Below are 17,927 nucleotides of genomic sequence, written 5' to 3'. Positions count from 1 at the left end.
CATGACCCCATGAGGGACGAGGCGCTCGACCTGCGAGACGGGTCGGGCGCCTCGATCATGCGGTCATGAATGCAGGGAGCACAGGGAGCACAGGGAGCACAGGGAGCGCAGGGAGTTCGGGGCGCGGCGGCCCGGAGGCGCGGGGCCGGCGGCGCCGGCCCAGGGGGGTACCTCCCATGCCCTTCAGGCTATGGGGGAGGGTCGCCCTGGCCCTGCTCGCTCTCGTGCTGCTCGTCGGCGCGTACGCCATCAGCCTGTATTTCTGGGGGGATTCACGGCTCAGGCGTCACGGACGCGTTCGACCCCTACGCCGGGGAACCGAGTGCGGACCCCGGCGCCGGCTGGCTGCTGACCGGCTCCGACAGCCGTTCCGGGATCACCCCCGAACAGCGCAGGAAACCGCACGTCGGCAACGATCAGGCGCTCGGGGGCCTGGCGATGAAGAACCTCGCGGGTGGCGCGGGGGCCACGACGACCGTTCCGGTGAGGGAGGAGAAGGCCGTCCCCGGGGTCGGAGATGTCGTCGAGTGGGACCGTACGAAGGCCGGACAGCTCCTCTCCGCACGCCGCGACGACACCGCGATTCCGGCTTCTGATCTCAAATGACGCATCCTCGACCGGATGGATGGGCGGAGTGTCGCGTTATGAACACTTCTGTGTGATCCACCAAGATATGCGCGAAATCTTCATTTCGGCATCGTCATTTCGTGTGGGTCAGGCGGAGAGGGGTTCAAGGATGAGCAGCGCATCGGTGTCGCCGCACGGCTTCATGGCCGTACGGGGGCGTGGTTACCGTCCCGAGCAGGTCGACGCGTACGCCGCGGCGCTCTCCCGGGACCGTGACGCCGCCTGGGAGCGGGCGGCCCGGCTGACCGTGCTGGCCAAGGAGATGGACGCGGCGGCGGAGCGGCTGCGGGAGACCGTGGCGGGGCTCGCCCCGCAGACGTACGAGGCGCTCGGCGAGCGCGCCCGGCAGATCTTCGAACTCGGCGAGGAGGAGGCCGCGGCCGTCCGTGACACCGCGCGCCGGGAGGCCCAGCAGGTCGTCGACGACGCCGAGGCGGCGGGGCACCGGGTGCGCGAGGCGGCCCAGGCGTACGCCGACGAGGTGCGCGGCGATGCCGAGGAACGCGCCCGGCAGCTGCTCCTCGCGGCCCGCGCCGAGGCCGACGAGACGCGGATCTCCGCCCGCCGTGACATCAAGGAGGCCCGCGGTGAGGCGCTGGCCGCGCTGCGCGAGGTGCGCCAGCGCACGGAGGGGCTGCTCGCCGAGCGGGAGAAGGAGCACGCCGAGCGCTGGGAGGAGGCCTCCCGCGCGGCCGCAGAGCGGGAGGCCGCGCTGGACGCGCAGCACGTCGAGCTCGTCGCGCGCGCCGAGGGCGCCCTCTCCGAGGCCAAGCGTGCCTTCGCCGAGTCCGAGGAGTCGGCTCGGCGCCGGCAGGAGGACGCGGTCGCGCGCGCCGGTGAGCTGCTCGCGGAGGCGCGGGTGCGGGAGGACCGGATCGCCCGGGAGACCGAGCGGGTGCTGCGCGAGCATGGGGAGCGGTGGGACGACGTACGGGCCCATATGGACCACGTACGGACGAGCCTTACGACGCTGACGGGGCGGGCTCCCGCGGAGTAGCCGGCGCCGGGGCCGCGCCGCTCCGTGGCGGGTTCCCACCGGCTCACCCGTCTCGGTCGGTTGGAAGGGCTCGCCCGGTTCCGGCCTTTCCCCGCGCCTCGCTCCCCGGCCCCTTCAGCTGTTCCCCCTCCTCACCGCCCCCGCCAGGATCCACCCCTCCACCGCCTCGTACTGCCTCCGCTGCTCCTCCGCCTTCCTCCTCCCGGAGGCCACCGTTCCCAGCCATCCGTAGGCGAAGCCGAGCGGGATGGACACCAGCCCGGTGGTGGTGAACGGGAACCAGTTGAAGTCGGCGTCGGGGAAGGCGGAGACGGGGGAGCCGGAGACGAGGTTGGTGCCGGACATGAGGAGGAGGACGGTGAGGGTGCCGCCGATGAGCGTGCACAGGAGGCCCGTCCGGGTGTAGCGGCGCCAGAAGAGGGTGTAGACCAGCGCGGGCGCTATCGCGGAGGCGCCGAGGCAGAACGAGAGCGTGGCCAGCGGTTGCAGGCTGCGGTGTTGGATGAGCGTGGCCAGGAGGATCGCCGGGGCGCCGACCGCGAGGGCGGACACGCGGGCGAGGAGCATCTCGCGGCGCGGCGACAGTTCGTCGTCGCGGCGCCGCCCGCGGAAGAGCCGGGCGTGCGCGAACACGTCGTGGGCGAGGGAGTTGGCGCAGGCGAGGATCATCCCGGCGACCGAGGCGAGCAGGGTCAGGAAGAGCGCCGTGGTGACGGTGGTGAACAGGAGGGTCTCGAACGTCGAGACGTCCGGTCCGAACGCGGCCCTGGACCCCAGCAGATACGCCGTGTTGCCGTGCGGATCGGCGCCCGCAATCACGCCGCGCCCGATCAGCGCCGTGGCACCGAAGCCGACGACCGTGATGACCAGCACGAACAGCGCCACGCACGGCACCGCCCAGGACATCGAACGGCGCACCTGCCGGGCACTGCTCGCCGTGTACATCCGCATGGTGACGTGGGGGAGGCAGGCGCCGCCCAGGACGACCGTCAGTTCCGAACTGATCATATCCAGGCGGGGGTTGGGGCCGCCCGCGAACTGCAGCCCCGAGTGCAGGAAGGCCGGCCCGACGCCGCTGCCCTTCGCCGCCGCGGCGAGCAGCGCGCCCGGGTCCCAGCCGAACCTGTTCATGATGAGTACGGCGACGACGGCCCCCGACCCCAGCAGCATCACGATCTTCAGGATCTGGATGAGGGCGGTGCCCTTCATACCGCCGATCGCCGCGTAGCTGATCATCAGGGCGCCGAGTCCGATGATGCAGCCCGTCTTCAGCGAGTCGCTGGAGAAGCCGAGGATGAACGCCAGCAGATCTCCGGCGCTCGCGAGTTGGACCAGCATCATCGGCAGCAGCGCGACCAGCGTCACCACGCACGCGGTGATACGGACCGGGCGCCCCGGCATCCGGCGTGCGAGCGCGTCGCCCATGGTGAACCGGCCCGCGTTGCGCAGCGGTTCGGCCAGCAGGAACATCAGCAGCATGAGGGAGAGGGCGGTGCTGAGGGCCAGTACCACTCCGTCGTATCCGGCCAGGGCGATGACCCCGCCCGTGCCCAGCACGGTCGCCGCGGAGATGTAGTCCCCGGCGATGGCAAGGCCATTGCGCATCGGCGACAGCGATCCGTACCCCGTGTAGAACTCGTCCAGGTCGTCGCGGTCCGGCCCGGTCATCACGCAGAGCAGCAGCGTGATGGTGGCCACCGTCGTGAACGCCACCAGAGACATCGCCTGCGCGGAACTGCTGAACCCCGTCATCGCGCCGCCTCCCGCTTCACGTCCAGCTCGGCCTGCTTGCGGATCCGGTCCGCGATCGGGTCGACGCGCCGGCGCGCCGTGTACTCGTACAGCCCGATCGCCAGGCAGGTGACGGGAACTTGGAGCAGTCCGAGCAGCAACCCGGTCGACAGTCCGCCGGACACCGTGCTCGTCATCAGCGACGGCGCGAACGCGGAGAGGAGAAGGAAGAGGGTGAAGTAGCCGAGCGCGGTGAGCGTCGCCACGCGGCGCTGCCAGCGGTACGCGCCGCGCAGCAGGCGGATGTCGCTGTGGTGGCCCAGCGCCTGGTGTCGCGGCAGCCGCTGTCTCGCGGGTTCGGGTGGCCGCGGTTGCCAGGGATAGGTGACGTACGACGGGGAGGAGCTGTTCGGGTGCTCAGGGAAATCGGGGTACTCGGGGTACTCGGGGTACTCGGGGTACTCGGGGTACTCCGGGAAATCGGGGGTCTCGGCGAACGGTGGATATGGGTGCGGTGGTTGGTGCGGCCGTTGGTACTCGGGGGACGAGAACGCGTCTGGCATCCCGTTTCTCCTTGCGTGGCTCGGGCCCGGTGCGGACCGCAGGGAGCTGGGGGGTGAGCGACGCACGCTACTCGCAGGTATCTCGGATGCGCGGGGCTTTCACCAAACTGAGCGGTCGGTATGCGCTTACGTCGGCGACCTGGGGTGTTACCCGCGTTTACCTGGGGGGCTGTACGGCACGTGTGCGCGAGCTGTGTGGGAGGGGGGCCTCAATCCCCGGGGTTTGTCAGCACCGGAAAGCGGCGCGGTGCCACGAACAGCAGGACCAGGAAGGCGAGTGCGGCGGCGCCCGCCGCGCCGAGATACACGGCGTGGACCGCGTCGGCGACGGCGTGGCGCAGGGGTGCGGCGGGGGTGCCCGAGTCCAGGCCCCGGGTCACCGAGTCGAGGTCGCCCGCGCCGCCGAGCCGCGCGGCCAGCACCCCGTTGGCGACCGCGCCGAACAGGACGGCGCCGATCGTCTGTCCGGTCTGGCGGCAGAAGAGGACGGACGCGGTGGTCGTGCCGCGCTCCTCCCAGCCGACCGTCGACTGGACGCCGATGATCAGGGGGAGCTGGAAGAGGCCCAGCGCGCCGCCCAGCAGAAGCATCAGGAGGGCCGGCTGCCAGGGCTCGCCCGGGTAGGGGAGGAAGGGGAAGGCGAGCAGAAGCAGGGTCGCCGTGCCGATGCCGAGCATCGCGGTGTTGCGGAAGCCGATCCGGCGGTAGATGTGCTGGCTGAGCGCCGCCGACACCGGCCAGCTCAACGTCCATACGGAGAGCACGAATCCGGCGGCGATCGGGGCGAGGCCGAGGACCGCCTGCGCGTAGGTGGGCAGGAAGACCGTCGGCGCGACCATGAGCAGCCCCAGCGCGCCGAGCGCCAGGTTCACCGCGGCGATGGTGCGCCGCCGCCACACCCAGCCCGGGATGATCGGCTCGGCGGCCCGCCGCTCGACGGCCACGACGACCGCGATCAGCGCGAGTCCCGTACCGAACAGGGCGAGGGACGGCGCGGACAGCCAGTCCCAGGCGACCCCGCCCTGTACCAGCGCGGTCAGCAGTACGCCGCCGCAGGCGAAGACGGCGAGCGCGCCCGCCCAGTCGATGCGGGGGCGCCGAGTCGTTTTCCGTACGGGCTCGTGCAGATGGCGGGCGATCAGCCACAGCGCGAGCGCGCCGATCGGCAGGTTGATGAGGAAGATCCACCGCCAGTCGGCGTACGCCGCGAGGACTCCGCCCAGCGCGGGACCCGCGACCGCCGAAGTCGCCCACACGGTGGACAGCTTGGCCTGGATCTTGGGGCGTTCCTCGAGCGGGTAGAGGTCGGCGGCGAGCGTCTGCACCGTGCCCTGGAGGGCGCCGCCGCCCAGGCCCTGCACGATGCGGAAGGCGATGAGCGCGGCCATGTTCCAGGCGGTGGCGCACAGCAGGGAGCCGGCGAGGAAGAGGACGGAGCCCGCGATCAGCACCGGCTTGCGGCCGAAGGTGTCGGAGAGCTTGCCGTACACCGGCAGGGTGACCGTCACGGCCAGCAGATAGCCCGAGAACAGCCAGGAGAAGACGGAGAACCCGCCGAGGTCGCCGACGATCTGCGGTACGGCCGTCGACACGATGGTGGAGTCGAGCGCGGCCAGCGCCATCGCGAGCATGAGGGCGGCGACGACGGCACGGCGTCTGCGGGTGTCCGGCGGCGGGCCCGCCGAGCCCGGCGCCGCGGCCCGTGTCTCTGTCTCCTCCTGGCCCACTGGATTCCTTCCCCCTGCATCTATCCGGCGTCGACCACCTTCTCACTTGACCCTCACGTCGCGGGAGGGTGGACGCTCACTGGGGCCGAGGGTGGAGGCGACCCCTAGGAGCACTCCACCGAAGGGTGGAGGTCCCCTAGGGGTATCTCCGTACTACGGCTCGGGGAGGGTTCGTCCCGCTGGAGGACGAGGAGGCCCAGTTCGGCTCCTTAACCTGGCTTTACGCCGCTGGGGAGCGCGGCGGGTCGTACGGACCGCACCTTCGGGGGTGGGGTTTTCCCCAGTAAAAGACTGCGCTGGGCACCAGCGCGCCGGACCACCCCCCGCCACCAGACTTACCGGCGTAGCCAAGCACGCGTTACCCACTGACCGACATAGGAGACTTACCGTGACATCGGCTGTGACCATTCCCAGGCACGGGGGCACTGGAGGGCGTACGGCCGTTGCCGCGCGGGCGCGGCAGGTCGTGAAGGCGTACGGGTCCGGGGAGACCCGAGTCGTCGCGCTCGACCACATCGACGTGGACATCGCGCGGGGCCAGTTCACCGCGATCATGGGCCCCTCGGGGTCCGGCAAGTCCACGCTGATGCACTGCCTCGCCGGGCTCGACACCGTGACGAGCGGGCAGATCCACCTCGACGAGACCGAGATCACCGGCCTGAAGGACAAGAAGCTCACACAGCTGCGCCGGGACCGGATCGGCTTCATCTTCCAGGCGTTCAACCTGCTGCCGACGCTGAACGCGCTGGAGAACATCACGCTGCCGATGGACATCGCGGGCCGCAAGCCGGACCAGGGCTGGCTGAGCCAGGTCGTGGAGACCGTCGGGCTCGCCGACCGGCTCAAGCACCGGCCGACCCAGCTCTCCGGCGGACAGCAGCAGCGCGTCGCCGTGGCGCGGGCGCTGGCCGCGCGGCCCGAGATCATCTTCGGTGACGAGCCCACCGGAAACCTGGACTCCCGCGCGGGCGCCGAGGTGCTGGGCTTCCTGCGCCGCTCCGTGGACGAGCTCGGCCAGACCATCGTGATGGTCACGCACGACCCGGTGGCGGCCTCGTACGCGGACCGTGTGCTGTATCTCGCGGACGGCCAGATCGTCGACGAGATGCACCAGCCCACGGCCGACCAGGTCCTCGACCGCATGAAGGACTTCGACGCCCGGGGACGTACGTCATGACCGTCCTGAAGACCTCGATGCGCAACTTCTTCGCGCACAAGGGACGCATGGCCCTCTCCGCCGTGGCGGTCCTGCTGTCGGTGGCCTTCGTCTGCGGCACGCTGGTGTTCACGGACACGATGAACACGACGTTCGACAAGCTGTTCGCGGCCACGTCGTCCGACGTGACGGTCTCGCCGAAGGCCGCGAAGTCCGACGACACCCCGCAGAACGGCAAGCCGGAGTCGATGCCCGCGTCCGTCCTGGCGCAGGCGAAGAAGGCGAACGGCGTCAAGTCCGCCGAGGGCGCGGTCAGTTCGATGAACGTGACCGTCGTCAACAGCGACAACAAGAACATGGGGTCCAGCAACGGCGCTCCGACGATCGCCGGGAACTGGACGCGCAACGACCTGAGGTCCATGGAGATCACCAAGGGCCACGTCCCGCGCGGCCCGACCGAGGTGATGGTCGACGCGGACACCGCCGACAAGCACCACCTGAAGCTCGGCGACGAACTGCGCACCATCGCCGTCACCGGTGACTTCAAGGCGAAGATCGTCGGCATAGCCTCCTTCAAGGTGACCAACCCCGGTGCCGCCGTCGTCTACTTCGACACCGCCACCTCGCAGCGCGAACTGCTCGGCGCCACCGGCCGGTTCACGAACATCAACGTCACGGCCGCGCAGGGTGTCACCGACGCGCAGCTGAAGCGACACGTCTCGCAGGCGCTCGGCGCGGGTTCGTACAAGGTGCAGACGCAGAAGGAGTACTCGGACGAGAACCGTTCGGGCGTCAGTTCCTTCATGAACGTCATCAAGTACGCCATGCTCGGCTTTGCCGGTATCGCCTTCCTGGTCGGCATCTTCCTGATCATCAACACCTTCTCGATGCTGGTCGCCCAGCGCACCCGCGAGATCGGCCTGATGCGGGCGATCGGCTCCTCCCGCAAGCAGGTCAACCGGTCGGTGCTGGTCGAGGCGACCCTGCTCGGCGTCGTCGGCTCGATCCTCGGCGTCGGCGCGGGCGTCGGTATCGCGGTCGCCCTGATGAAGCTCATGTCGGCGATGGGCATGAACCTCTCCACGTCCGACCTCACGGTGAAGGCGACGACCCCGGCCATCGGCCTGATCCTCGGCATCGTCGTCACCGTCCTCGCCGCCTACCTCCCGGCCCGCCGCGCGGGCAAGGTCTCCCCGATGGCCGCGCTGCGCGACGCCGGTACGCCCGCGGACGGCAAGGCCGGTCTCGTACGCGGCATCGTGGGCCTGGTCCTCACGGCCGCCGGAGCCTTCGCGCTCTACTCGGCGGCCACCGCGGACAAGGCGAGCGACGGTTCGCTGGTCCTGGGCGTCGGAGTGGTGCTGACCCTCATCGGGTTCGTCATCATCGGCCCGCTGCTGGCGGGCGGAGTGGTCCGGGTGCTCAGCGCGGTGGTGCTGCGCGCCTTCGGTCCGGTCGGGCGGATGGCCGAGCGCAACGCGCTGCGCAACCCGCGGCGTACGGGCGCCACCGGCGCGGCCCTGATGATCGGCCTGGCCCTGGTCGCCTGCCTCTCCGTGGTCGGCTCGTCCATGGTGGCCTCGGCGACGGCCGAGCTCGACAAGTCGGTCGGCGCGGACTTCATCGTCCAGGGCAACCAACGGATCGTGCCGCAGGCCGAGCAGGCCATGGCGGCGACGCCGGGCCTGGCGCACGTCACCCGCTACAAGGACATCAAGGCCACGCTGACCTCCCCGGACGGCCAGACCGACGACAAGGGCATCACGGCCGCGGACCCCTCGTACGCGCAGGACCTGCGCCGCGCGACGACCGCCGGTGAACTCACCGCCGCCTACGGCAAGGACGCCATGTCGATCGGCTCGGACTACGCCAAGAAGCACGGCGTGAAGCTCGGCGACACCCTGACCGTCGCCTTCAAGGGCGGCAGGACGGCGAAGCTCCGGATCGCCGCCATCACGGACGACGACGTGGCCATCGACAAGGGTGCGCGCTACACCAGCATCGAGACGATGAAGAAGTACGTCCCCGTGGACAAGATCCCGCCGAACGTCATCATGTTCGCCAAGGCCAAGGACGGCCAGGAGAAGCAGGCGTACGCGGCCCTGAAGAAGTCCATGGAGAAGTACCCGCAGTACCAGGTCCGTGACCAGACCGACTACAAGCAGGAACTGAAGAACCAGATAGGCCAGCTCCTGAACATGGTCTACGGCCTGCTGGCCCTGGCGATCATCGTGGCGGTCCTGGGCGTCGTGAACACCCTGGCCCTGTCGGTGGTGGAGCGCACCCGCGAGATCGGCCTGATGCGGGCCATCGGCCTCTCCCGCCGCCAGCTGCGCCGCATGATCCGCCTGGAGTCGGTCGTCATCGCCCTCTTCGGAGCCCTCCTCGGCCTCGGCCTGGGCATGGGCTGGGGCGCCACGGCCCAGAAGCTCCTCGCCCTGGAAGGCCTGAAGGTCCTGGACATCCCCTGGCCGACCATCATCGGCGTCTTCATCGGCTCCGCGTTCGTGGGCCTGTTCGCCGCGCTGGTCCCGGCGTTCCGGGCGGGGCGGATGAATGTGCTGAACGCGATTGCGACCGATTAGCTCCGGTACCGATTAGCTCCGGTACCGATTAGCTCCGGTACCGATTAGCCCCGCGGACGGGGGTCACGGGGAACGGGGAACGGGGGAGAGCCCGGTCCCGGGGAGCTTCGGCTTCCCGGGGCCGGGCTTCGGCGTGGGTGGGTGACGGGGCTGGGTGGGTGACCGGGGGTGGGCGTGTACGTTTCAGCGCCGGGCGGTGATCTTCAGTCCGTCCGGGGTTTGAGGACGAGGTCGTCCAGGCCGAACGGAGGTCTGGGGGCGGAGCCCCCAGGGAGACGCCCACCTACGCCGGGCATCCGGCACCGGCGTTATCCACAGGCCCGGCATGAGCGAGCCCGGCGTCGTACGCTGGAGACCCCCGGCCCGTGGCACGTGCCGGGCGGTTCGCGTTGCCCACCCCCGGACGGGAAACCCTTCATGAGCCTGCACGGTCTGCTCGACGCCGTCGTCAAGGACGCCGCCCTCGCGGAGGCGGTGAAGGCCGCCACCGACGGTAATCGGATGCATGTCGACCTGGTCGGCCCGCCCGCGGCACGCCCCTTCGCGGTGGCGGCGCTGGCCCGCGAGGCCGGCCGCACCGTACTGGCGGTGACGGCGACCGGCCGCGAGGCCGAGGACCTGGCCGCCGCGCTGCGCTCCCTCCTCCCGCCGGAGGGAATCGTCGAGTACCCGTCCTGGGAGACGCTCCCGCACGAGCGGCTCTCGCCCCGCAGCGACACCGTGGGCCGCCGCCTCGCCGTCCTGCGCCGCCTGGCCCACCCGAGGCCGGACGACCCCGAGACCGGTCCGGTCTCCGTCGTCGTCGCCCCCGTACGCTCCGTGCTCCAGCCGCAGGTCAAGGGCCTCGGCGACCTGGAGCCGGTCGCTCTGCGCACGGGCCAGAGCGCCGACCTGGGCGAGATCGTCGAGGCGCTCGCGGCGGCCGCGTACTCCCGGGTCGAGCTGGTCGAGAAGCGCGGCGAGTTCGCCGTACGCGGCGGCATCCTGGACGTCTTCCCGCCCACCGAGGAGCACCCGCTCCGCGTGGAGTTCTGGGGCGACGACGTCGAGGAGATCCGTTACTTCAAGGTCGCCGACCAGCGGTCCCTGGAAGTCGCGGAACACGGTCTGTGGGCCCCGCCCTGCCGCGAACTGCTGCTCACCGACGACGTACGGCAGCGGGCGGCGGCCCTCGCCGAGCAGCACCCCGAGCTGGGCGAGCTGCTCGGCAAGATCGCCGAGGGGATCGCCGTAGAGGGCATGGAGTCCCTGGCGCCGGTCCTCGTCGACGACATGGAGCTGCTGCTCGACGTCCTGCCCAAGGGCTCGATGGCCGTCGTGTGCGACCCGGAGCGGGTGCGGACGCGCGCCGCGGACCTGGTCGCGACGTCCCAGGAGTTCCTGCAGGCGTCCTGGGCGGCGACCGCGGGCGGCGGCGAGGCGCCCATCGACGTCGGCGCGGCGTCCCTGTGGTCCATCGCGGACGTACGGGACCGGGCGCGCGAGCTGGACATGATGTGGTGGTCGGTGTCGCCCTTCGCCGCAGACGAAGAGCTCGACGCGGACACCCTCAAGCTGGGCATGCACGCCCCCGAGACCTACCGCGGTGACACGGCCAGGGCTTTGGCGGACACCAAGGGCTGGCTGGCCGACGGCTGGCGCACGGTCTACGTCACCGAGGCGCACGGCCCCGCCGCCCGCACCGTCGAGGTCCTCGGCGGCGAGGGCATCGCGGCCCGCCTCGACACGGACGTGGCCGAGATCAGCCCCTCCGTGGTCCATGTCTCCTGCGGCTCGATCGACTACGGCTTCGTCGACCCCGCGCTCAAGCTCGCCGTTCTGACGGAGACCGACCTCTCCGGCCAGAAGGCGGCGGGCAAGGACGGCGCGCGCATGCCCGCCCGCCGCCGCAAGACCATCGACCCGCTGACCCTCGAAGCGGGCGACTACATCGTGCACGAGCAGCACGGTGTCGGCCGCTACATCGAGATGGTGCAGCGGACCGTGCAGGGCGCGACCCGCGAGTACCTCGTCGTCGAGTACGCCCCCGCCAAGCGCGGCCAGCCCGGCGACCGTCTCTACATCCCGACGGACCAGCTGGAGCAGATCACCAAGTACGTGGGCGGCGAGGCCCCGACCCTCCACCGTCTCGGCGGCGCCGACTGGACGAAGACCAAGGCGCGCGCGAAGAAGGCGGTCAAGGAGATCGCCGCGGACCTGATCAAGCTGTACAGCGCACGCATGGCGGCCCCGGGGCACGCCTTCGGCTCCGACACCCCCTGGCAGCGCGAACTCGAAGACGCCTTCCCGTACGCCGAGACCCCCGACCAGCTCACCACCATCGCCGAGGTCAAGGAAGACATGGAGAAGACGGTCCCGATGGACCGCCTGATCTGCGGCGACGTGGGCTACGGCAAGACGGAGATCGCGGTCCGCGCCGCCTTCAAGGCGGTCCAGGACGGCAAGCAGGTCGCGGTCCTCGTCCCCACCACCCTGCTGGTGCAGCAGCACTTCGGGACGTTCGGCGAGCGCTACTCGCAGTTCCCGGTGAATGTCCGTGCCCTGTCCCGCTTCCAGACGGACACGGAGGCGAAGGCGGTCCTGGAGGGCCTGCGCGAAGGCGCGGTGGACGTCGTCATCGGCACCCACCGTCTCTTCTCCTCGGAGACCAAGTTCAAGGACCTGGGCCTGGTCATCGTCGACGAGGAGCAGCGCTTCGGCGTCGAGCACAAGGAGCAGCTGAAGAAGCTGCGCGCCAACGTCGACGTACTGACGATGTCCGCGACGCCCATCCCCAGGACGCTGGAGATGGCGGTGACGGGCATCCGCGAGATGTCGACGATCACCACCCCGCCGGAGGAGCGCCACCCGGTCCTCACCTTCGTCGGCCCGTACGAGGAGAAGCAGATCGGCGCGGCGATCCGTCGCGAACTGCTGCGCGAGGGCCAGGTCTTCTACATCCACAACCGGGTCGAGTCGATCGATCGTGCGGCCGCCCGTCTCCGGGAGATCGTGCCCGAGGCGCGCATCGCGACTGCCCACGGCCAGATGTCGGAAGGGTCCCTGGAGCAGGTGGTCGTCGACTTCTGGGAGAAGAAGTTCGACGTCCTCGTGTCGACCACGATCGTCGAGTCGGGCATCGACATCTCGAACGCCAACACGCTGATCGTGGAGCGCGGCGACAACTTCGGCCTCTCGCAGCTGCACCAGCTGCGCGGGCGCGTCGGCCGAGGCCGTGAGCGCGGTTACGCGTACTTCCTGTACCCGCCGGAGAAGCCGCTGACCGAGACCGCGCACGAGCGGCTCGCGACGATCGCCCAGCACACCGAGATGGGCGCGGGCATGTACGTCGCGATGAAGGACCTGGAGATCCGCGGCGCCGGAAACCTGCTCGGCGGCGAGCAGTCCGGTCACATCGCGGGCGTCGGCTTCGACCTGTACGTACGCATGGTCGGCGAGGCGGTGGCCGATTACCGCGCCTCCCTGGAAGGCGGCGTCGAGGAGGAGCCGCCGCTCGAGGTCAAGATCGAGCTCCCGGTCGACGCGCACGTCCCGCACGACTACGCGCCGGGCGAGCGGCTGCGCCTCCAGGCGTACCGCTCCATCGCCTCCGCCAACACGGAGGAGGACGTCAAGGCCGTACGCGAGGAACTGACCGACCGCTACGGCAAGTTGCCCGAGCCGGTGGAGAACCTGCTGTTGGTGGCGGGCCTGCGGATGCTCGCGCGAGCGTGCGGCGTCGGCGAGATCGTCCTCCAGGGCAACAACATCCGCTTCGCACCGGTGGAGTTGCGGGAGTCGCAGGAGCTGCGCCTGAAGCGGCTGTACCCGGGCACGGTCATCAAGCCGGCCGTCCACCAGATCCTGGTGCCGCGCCCCAAGACGGCGAAGGTGGGCGGGAAGCCGTTGGTGGGGCGGGAGTTGCTGGGGTGGACCGGGGAGTTCCTGGCTTCGATTCTCGGGTCTTAGGGACGAGGCCGTAGGGACGAGGTTGTGGCGGTGGGGGCGTAGGCGTGCGGATTGGTGAGCTGGCCGGGGTGACGGGTGCGAGCCCGCGTGCCCTGCGCCACTACGAGCAGGCGGGTCTCGTCGAGTCACGGCGTGCCGCCAACGGCTACCGCGACTACGACGAACGGACCGTCACCCGCGTACGCAACATCCGCCACCTCCTCGCCGCGGGCCTCACCCTCGACGACGTACGCGTCTTCCTGCCCTGCCTGGACGGTGACCTGACCGCCGGTCCCGCGTCCGACAAGGCCCTCCAGGTCGCCCTGGAGCGCCTCGCCGTGATCGACGAGCGGATCGTGGCGATCAGGGGCCCGATGGATGCGCGGGTGTAGGTGCCGAGGGACTCCGTCCGTACGATCGCCGCGTTGTTGACCAGGACGTCCAGGCGGCCGTGGGTGTCGAGGACGGTGCGGATGACGCGGTCGGGGGCGTCGTCGGCGGTGATGTCGGCGGGGAGCGGGGTGATGCCCGGGTGTCCGTCGGCCGTCTCCGCGAGGGGCTCCGGGCGGCGTCCGACGGCGATGACCTGGGCGCCCTGTGCGGCGAAGGCGCGGGCGGTGGCGCGGCCTATGCCGGTGCCGGCTCCGGTGACGAGGACGGTCTGAGGGGTGCTGGGGCCGGGGCTGGTGTGGGGGTGGAGGCTGGTGCGGGAGCTGGTGCTGTTCATGCGGGAGATCGTCGAACCCTGACGCCGGTGTCAAGGTCAAGCCGGTCAGGGCGACTTGGACTGGAACAGCATCCCTGTCAGGGCGCGGAAGATCTCGTCGGGATCCTGGTCGCCGACCGGGCCGTCCAGGTTGTGGCTGAGGAGCAGCGTGGCGAAGCCGTGGGCGAGGGACCAGGCGGCGACTCCGGCGAGGCGGGCGTCGGCGCCGCGGCCCTCGGGCGGCAGGGCGGAGACGGCGGTGCGCAACCGCTCGCCCGCGAGCGTTCTGGCCGTCGTCAGCTCCAGGTCGTTCTCCCGCAGCAGCTCCGGCGCGAACATCACCTGAAAGTGCGCCGGATGCTCGCGCGCGAACCGTACGTAGCGCACGCCCGCGTCCCTCAGGTCGTCGGCCTCCGCGAGCGCGGCCGCCAGCAGCTCGTAGCCCTCGGCCGCGATCGCGGTGAGCAGACCGGTGCGGTCCTTGAAGTGGTGCGCCGGGGCGGCGTGCGATACGCCCGCCCGGCGGGCCAGGTCGCGCAGGCTCAGCGCGGAGGGGCCGTCGGCCGCGATGACGTCGAGGGCGGCGCTCAGGATCGCGCGGCGCAGGTCGCCGTGGTGGTACGGGCGCTGAGGTGTCTTGGTCTCGGCCATGGTCAGAAGCGTACGCGGAATCTAGGCATTGACAAGTTCGCCGGGTTCGGGCAATCTAGTCATTGTCAAGTTGTGGAGCGAACCGGAACGTGACGAGGGGTGGAGCCATGTCGGAGAACGTCAGCGGGACAAGCAAGGCGGAAGAGGGCGCGGACGTGGGCGTCGGTGCGGAGTCCGGCGCGGGTGCCGGTGTCGATCTCGGCCGGGTGCGCCAGCTCTGGCACCTCCTGGAGCCCCTGCATGCCGTGCTCTACTACGCGCCGGAGGCCTTCGAGGAGGCGGCCGCGCTCGGCTACGGCACCGAGGAGCGCTGGCCGAGCTACTTCCCTTACCGCGCCGCGCCGTTGGGGGCGGTCGGGAGTGAGAGAGTGGCGTCCGCCTTCTACAGCTTCAGCCCGCGTATGGTCGCCGAACACGTGGAGTCCGCGTGGAAGACCGCGACTCCGGATCAAGTACTGAAGGCGCGGGAGCGGGCCGTCGACCGGGCCTACCGCGCGATATTCGGCGACCGCGCAGAGAGCCCCGAACTCGCCGAGGCCGCCGCGCTGGCCCGCCGCGCCGCCGAGGCCGCGAACACCGCCGGCCGCCCCCTCGCCGCCGCCAACGCGGAGCTGACCTGGCCCGAGGCTCCCCACCTCCAGCTGTGGCACGCGGCGACGATCCTGCGTGAACACCGTGGCGACGGCCACCTCGCGGCCCTGCTCGTCGCGAGCCTGGACCCGGCCGAGTCCCTCGTGTCGTTCGCCGCGATAGGCGCGGCCTCCGTGGAGCGGTTCGAGAGCCGTGGCTGGAGGGCCGATGAGTGGGCCGCCGCCCGCGACCGCCTCGCCGCCCGCGGCCTGGTGAACAAGGACGGCACCGCCACGGACACCGGCCGCGAGCTGCGCCGCCAGGTCGAACAGCACACGGACGAACTCGCCGCCGCCCCTTGGCAGATACTCGGCCCTGACGCCACGGCCCGCCTCGCCGATCTGCTCGGGGAGTTCTGGGTGGCGGTAATCGGTTCGGGGTTGCTTCCGGCGGAGACGACGTTGGGGATCGGGAAGGTGTGAGCGTGGCAGGGGGCTTGGCCTGGCGGCAGTGCCGCTTGGCCAAGCCGCAAACCGCCCGCCGCCCCGCACAGCCTGACAGCGCATGAGCCCGCAGCACCGCAGGACTGCGCTGCGGGCTCACGATGCGCCGGTGCGCAGTCTCGCGGTGCGCAGTCTCGCGGTGCGACGCAAGTGAAGCCGCCCGCAGGAGGTGGGTCTCCGCGGACGGCCTCTGTTTCAGGGTGCTTCAGTCGGCAGCGAGCCTCCGTGAGCGGCTGGGCTAGGGCTGATCGGGCTTGTCCCGATCCATCCCCATCCTGTCTTCCATCTGTTGCTGGGCTTGGTCGACCTTGTCCGTGTACTTGTCGCCCGTCTTCTCGTTGACTTCCTGTTCCGCGGCGTCGGACATGTTCTTGGCCTTGTCCTGCGCATGGCTCTTGAATCTGTCGAAGATGCCCATACAGGAGCTCCTTCCGGAGGTGACTCACCACCGACGATACGCCCGGCGTGCGCCGATTGCCCGTTGAGTGCGGGTATGGCCGACGGCCCCTGGCCGCTACCTTGGGGGCCAGGGGAAACGCGCCCGTACAGGGCGGACCCGGGGAGGCAAGGGGAGGGACGTCGTGGTGCGTCTGAGGGGTGGGGCGGCCGCGGCCGCGCTGGTGCTGCTCGCCGTCGGTGCCGGTGTCAGTGGCTGCACGAAGGAGACCAAGGGTTCCGCGGGCCCGGAGGAGACGGCGGCCGGCGGCGCCGCCCTCACCGCCGTGGACTCGCTGACCGTCAAGGGGCGCGCGCCCAAGACCGGGTACAGCAGGGAGAGGTTCGGCACGGCCTGGGCCGACACCGACTCGAACCGGTGCGACACCCGCGACGACATCCTCAAACGGGACCTGAACGACGTGAAGTTCACCGACGGGCAGTGCAAGGTGGCCTCCGGGACCCTCGACCCGGACCCGTACAGCGGCAAGAACGTGACGTTCGCGCGCGGCCGCAGCCTGGTGGACATAGACCACCTCGTCGCGCTCTCGGACGCCTGGCAGAAGGGCGCCAAGTACTGGGACGCCAGCAAGCGGATAGCCCTGGCCAACGACCCGCTCAACCTCCGTGCCGTCGACTCGAGCACCAACCGCAGCAAGGGCGACGGCGACACGGCGACCTGGCTCCCGTCCAACAAGGCGTACCGCTGCACGTATGTCGCCGCCCAGGTGGCCGTGAAGAAGAAGTACGGCCTGTGGGTCACCGGCGCCGAGAAGGCGGCCATGAAGAAGGTGCTCGACGGCTGCCCCGGCCAGAAGCTCCCGTCGGGGGGCAACCCGACGAGCGCGCCGGCGCGCTTCCACGCGAACTAGTCCGAGCCGGCCTCGGGCCGGATCCGGCGTTGGCCCGCGCGTCAAAACCGTTTCAGCCGGGCCGAGGTGACGCCTACCGTGAGCGGCATGGACCTGAAGGTGTCGAGTCTCGCCGAGCGTCCCGAGATGCTCGGTCAGGTGGTCGGGATGGCCGACACCTGGCCCGAATTCATACGCCACGACCCCGTGGGCGACGCGCACTACGGCCGCATCGCAACCGAACTGCCGGAGTACGCGCTGTTCGCCGAGGACGAGCACGGGGAAGTGGTCGCCCACGCCTACAGCGTGCCCTTCGCTCTCGCAGAGGAGGACCGGGGCGAACTGCCCGCGCGGGGCTGGGACGAGGTGCTGACCTGGGCGTTCGCCGATCGGCGGCACGGCACACCGCCGGACACGGTGAGCGCCATCGCGATCGTCGTCGCCCCGCACGCCCAGGGCGGCGGCCTGTCGGCCCGGATGCTCTCCGCGATGCGGGACAACGCCGGGGCGCGCGGCTTCGACGAATTGGTCGCCCCAGTCCGCCCCAGCGCCAAGCACCTCGAACCGCGGACGCCGATGGAGGAGTACGCCTTCCGGGAGCGCGCCGACGGACTGCCCCACGACCCGTGGCTGCGTGTCCACGTCCGGGCGGGCGGCGTCATCGAGGCGGTGGCGCCGGCGTCCATGACCGTGGCGGGCTCGCTGGAGGAGTGGCGTGCTTGGACGGGGCTGCCCTTCGACACGGCGGGTCTCGTCGAGGTGCCCGGCGCGCTGGTGCCGGTGCACTGCGAACCGGGACGCGGATACGCCGTATACGTCGAGCCCAATGTGTGGGTGCGGCACACCCTATGAGCTCGACGTATGGCTGACGTGTCCGATCCGGCCGGCGGGTCTGACC

At 70.7% G+C, this 17,927-nt stretch carries 14 protein-coding genes and 1 pseudogene; 9 read left to right on the top strand and 6 right to left on the bottom strand.

The window, feature by feature from the left end:
• Positions 1–438 precede the first annotated feature (438 nt).
• Complete coding sequence (locus ACZ4WS_RS22690; protein WP_467982977.1) at positions 439–606, top strand: hypothetical protein; 168 nt, start codon at positions 439–441, stop codon at positions 604–606.
• A 130-nt stretch (positions 607–736) separates the two neighbouring features.
• The gene (locus ACZ4WS_RS22685; protein ID WP_467982975.1) at positions 737–1,624 is read left to right on the top strand and encodes a cellulose-binding protein; all 888 of its coding nucleotides are present in this window, start codon (positions 737–739) and stop codon (positions 1,622–1,624) included.
• Positions 1,625–1,738: 114 nt separating this feature from the next.
• Here ACZ4WS_RS22685 and ACZ4WS_RS22680 read toward each other — a convergent pair whose 3' ends face one another.
• The 3 genes from ACZ4WS_RS22680 to ACZ4WS_RS22670 form a co-directional block, all read right to left on the bottom strand.
• Positions 1,739–3,376, bottom strand: a complete 1,638-nt coding sequence (locus tag ACZ4WS_RS22680; protein WP_467982973.1) for a sodium/solute symporter — start codon at positions 3,374–3,376, stop codon at positions 1,739–1,741.
• The gene (locus ACZ4WS_RS22675) at positions 3,373–3,918 is read right to left on the bottom strand and encodes a DUF485 domain-containing protein (RefSeq protein ID WP_467982971.1); all 546 of its coding nucleotides are present in this window, start codon (positions 3,916–3,918) and stop codon (positions 3,373–3,375) included. The genes ACZ4WS_RS22680 and ACZ4WS_RS22675 overlap by 4 nt, the downstream gene beginning before the upstream one ends.
• Positions 3,919–4,127: 209 nt before the next feature.
• On the bottom strand, positions 4,128–5,645 hold the full coding sequence (locus ACZ4WS_RS22670; RefSeq protein WP_467982969.1) for an MFS transporter: 1,518 nt from the start codon (positions 5,643–5,645) through the stop codon (positions 4,128–4,130).
• Between the two features lie 388 nt (positions 5,646–6,033).
• On the opposite strand from ACZ4WS_RS22670, the gene ACZ4WS_RS22665 reads away from it, so the two are divergent.
• From ACZ4WS_RS22665 to ACZ4WS_RS22650, 4 genes are all read left to right on the top strand, one after another.
• Positions 6,034–6,822 (top strand): ABC transporter ATP-binding protein, encoded by a 789-nt coding sequence (locus tag ACZ4WS_RS22665; protein ID WP_467982966.1) that lies wholly within the window; start codon positions 6,034–6,036, stop codon positions 6,820–6,822.
• The gene (locus ACZ4WS_RS22660; protein WP_467982964.1) at positions 6,819–9,386 is read left to right on the top strand and encodes an ABC transporter permease; all 2,568 of its coding nucleotides are present in this window, start codon (positions 6,819–6,821) and stop codon (positions 9,384–9,386) included. The genes ACZ4WS_RS22665 and ACZ4WS_RS22660 overlap by 4 nt, the downstream gene beginning before the upstream one ends.
• Positions 9,387–9,803: 417 nt before the next feature.
• On the top strand, positions 9,804–13,334 hold the full coding sequence (gene mfd, locus ACZ4WS_RS22655) for a transcription-repair coupling factor (protein ID WP_467982961.1): 3,531 nt from the start codon (positions 9,804–9,806) through the stop codon (positions 13,332–13,334).
• Between the two features lie 44 nt (positions 13,335–13,378).
• On the top strand, positions 13,379–13,705 hold the full coding sequence (locus tag ACZ4WS_RS22650; protein WP_467982959.1) for a MerR family transcriptional regulator: 327 nt from the start codon (positions 13,379–13,381) through the stop codon (positions 13,703–13,705).
• On the opposite strand, the pseudogene ACZ4WS_RS22645 reads toward ACZ4WS_RS22650, so the two are convergent.
• Both ACZ4WS_RS22645 and ACZ4WS_RS22640 read right to left on the bottom strand, forming a co-directional pair.
• Positions 13,669–14,040 (bottom strand): annotated as a pseudogene (locus ACZ4WS_RS22645) (SDR family NAD(P)-dependent oxidoreductase); the annotation flags it as partial. The gene ACZ4WS_RS22650 and the pseudogene ACZ4WS_RS22645 sit on opposite strands and share 37 nt — an antisense overlap.
• A 45-nt stretch (positions 14,041–14,085) precedes the next feature.
• On the bottom strand, positions 14,086–14,670 hold the full coding sequence (locus ACZ4WS_RS22640; protein WP_467982957.1) for a TetR/AcrR family transcriptional regulator: 585 nt from the start codon (positions 14,668–14,670) through the stop codon (positions 14,086–14,088).
• Positions 14,671–14,777: 107 nt separating this feature from the next.
• Between ACZ4WS_RS22640 and ACZ4WS_RS22635 the strand changes: the two genes are divergently transcribed.
• A complete protein-coding gene (locus ACZ4WS_RS22635) occupies positions 14,778–15,722 on the top strand; it encodes an SCO6745 family protein (RefSeq protein ID WP_467982955.1) in 945 nt (314 codons plus the stop codon).
• Positions 15,723–15,981: 259 nt separating this feature from the next.
• Here the strand turns inward: ACZ4WS_RS22635 and ACZ4WS_RS22630 are convergent, their stop codons facing one another.
• Positions 15,982–16,161 (bottom strand): antitoxin, encoded by a 180-nt coding sequence (locus ACZ4WS_RS22630; RefSeq protein ID WP_467982953.1) that lies wholly within the window; start codon positions 16,159–16,161, stop codon positions 15,982–15,984.
• 163 nt (positions 16,162–16,324) lie between these two features.
• Here ACZ4WS_RS22630 and ACZ4WS_RS22625 point away from each other — a divergent pair, with 163 nt between their 5' ends.
• The gene (locus ACZ4WS_RS22625) at positions 16,325–17,050 is read left to right on the top strand and encodes an HNH endonuclease family protein (RefSeq protein WP_467982952.1); all 726 of its coding nucleotides are present in this window, start codon (positions 16,325–16,327) and stop codon (positions 17,048–17,050) included.
• 87 nt (positions 17,051–17,137) lie between these two features.
• Entirely contained in the window at positions 17,138–17,881 is a 744-nt protein-coding gene (locus ACZ4WS_RS22620) for a GNAT family N-acetyltransferase (protein WP_467982949.1), read from the top strand.
• Positions 17,882–17,927: the final 46 nt, after the last annotated feature.

The sequence above is a fragment of the Streptomyces sp. NPDC029292 genome, assembly GCF_055569295.1.
This window is presented reverse-complemented; position numbering and strand designations above follow the sequence as displayed.

Excerpts from the sequence above, each read along its gene's own strand:
- ACZ4WS_RS22675 (WP_467982971.1), bottom strand. The coding sequence starts at position 3,918 with ATGCCAGACGCGTTCTCGTCCCCCGAGTACCAACGGCCGCACCAACCA.
- ACZ4WS_RS22630 (WP_467982953.1), bottom strand. The coding sequence starts at position 16,161 with ATGGGCATCTTCGACAGATTCAAGAGCCATGCGCAGGACAAGGCCAAG.
- ACZ4WS_RS22660 (WP_467982964.1), top strand. The coding sequence starts at position 6,819 with ATGACCGTCCTGAAGACCTCGATGCGCAACTTCTTCGCGCACAAGGGA.
- mfd (WP_467982961.1), top strand. The coding sequence starts at position 9,804 with ATGAGCCTGCACGGTCTGCTCGACGCCGTCGTCAAGGACGCCGCCCTC.
- ACZ4WS_RS22635 (WP_467982955.1), top strand. The coding sequence starts at position 14,778 with ATGTCGGAGAACGTCAGCGGGACAAGCAAGGCGGAAGAGGGCGCGGAC.
- ACZ4WS_RS22640 (WP_467982957.1), bottom strand. The coding sequence starts at position 14,670 with ATGGCCGAGACCAAGACACCTCAGCGCCCGTACCACCACGGCGACCTG.
- ACZ4WS_RS22680 (WP_467982973.1), bottom strand. The coding sequence starts at position 3,376 with ATGACGGGGTTCAGCAGTTCCGCGCAGGCGATGTCTCTGGTGGCGTTC.
- ACZ4WS_RS22620 (WP_467982949.1), top strand. The coding sequence starts at position 17,138 with ATGGACCTGAAGGTGTCGAGTCTCGCCGAGCGTCCCGAGATGCTCGGT.
- ACZ4WS_RS22685 (WP_467982975.1), top strand. The coding sequence starts at position 737 with ATGAGCAGCGCATCGGTGTCGCCGCACGGCTTCATGGCCGTACGGGGG.
- ACZ4WS_RS22690 (WP_467982977.1), top strand. The coding sequence starts at position 439 with ATGAAGAACCTCGCGGGTGGCGCGGGGGCCACGACGACCGTTCCGGTG.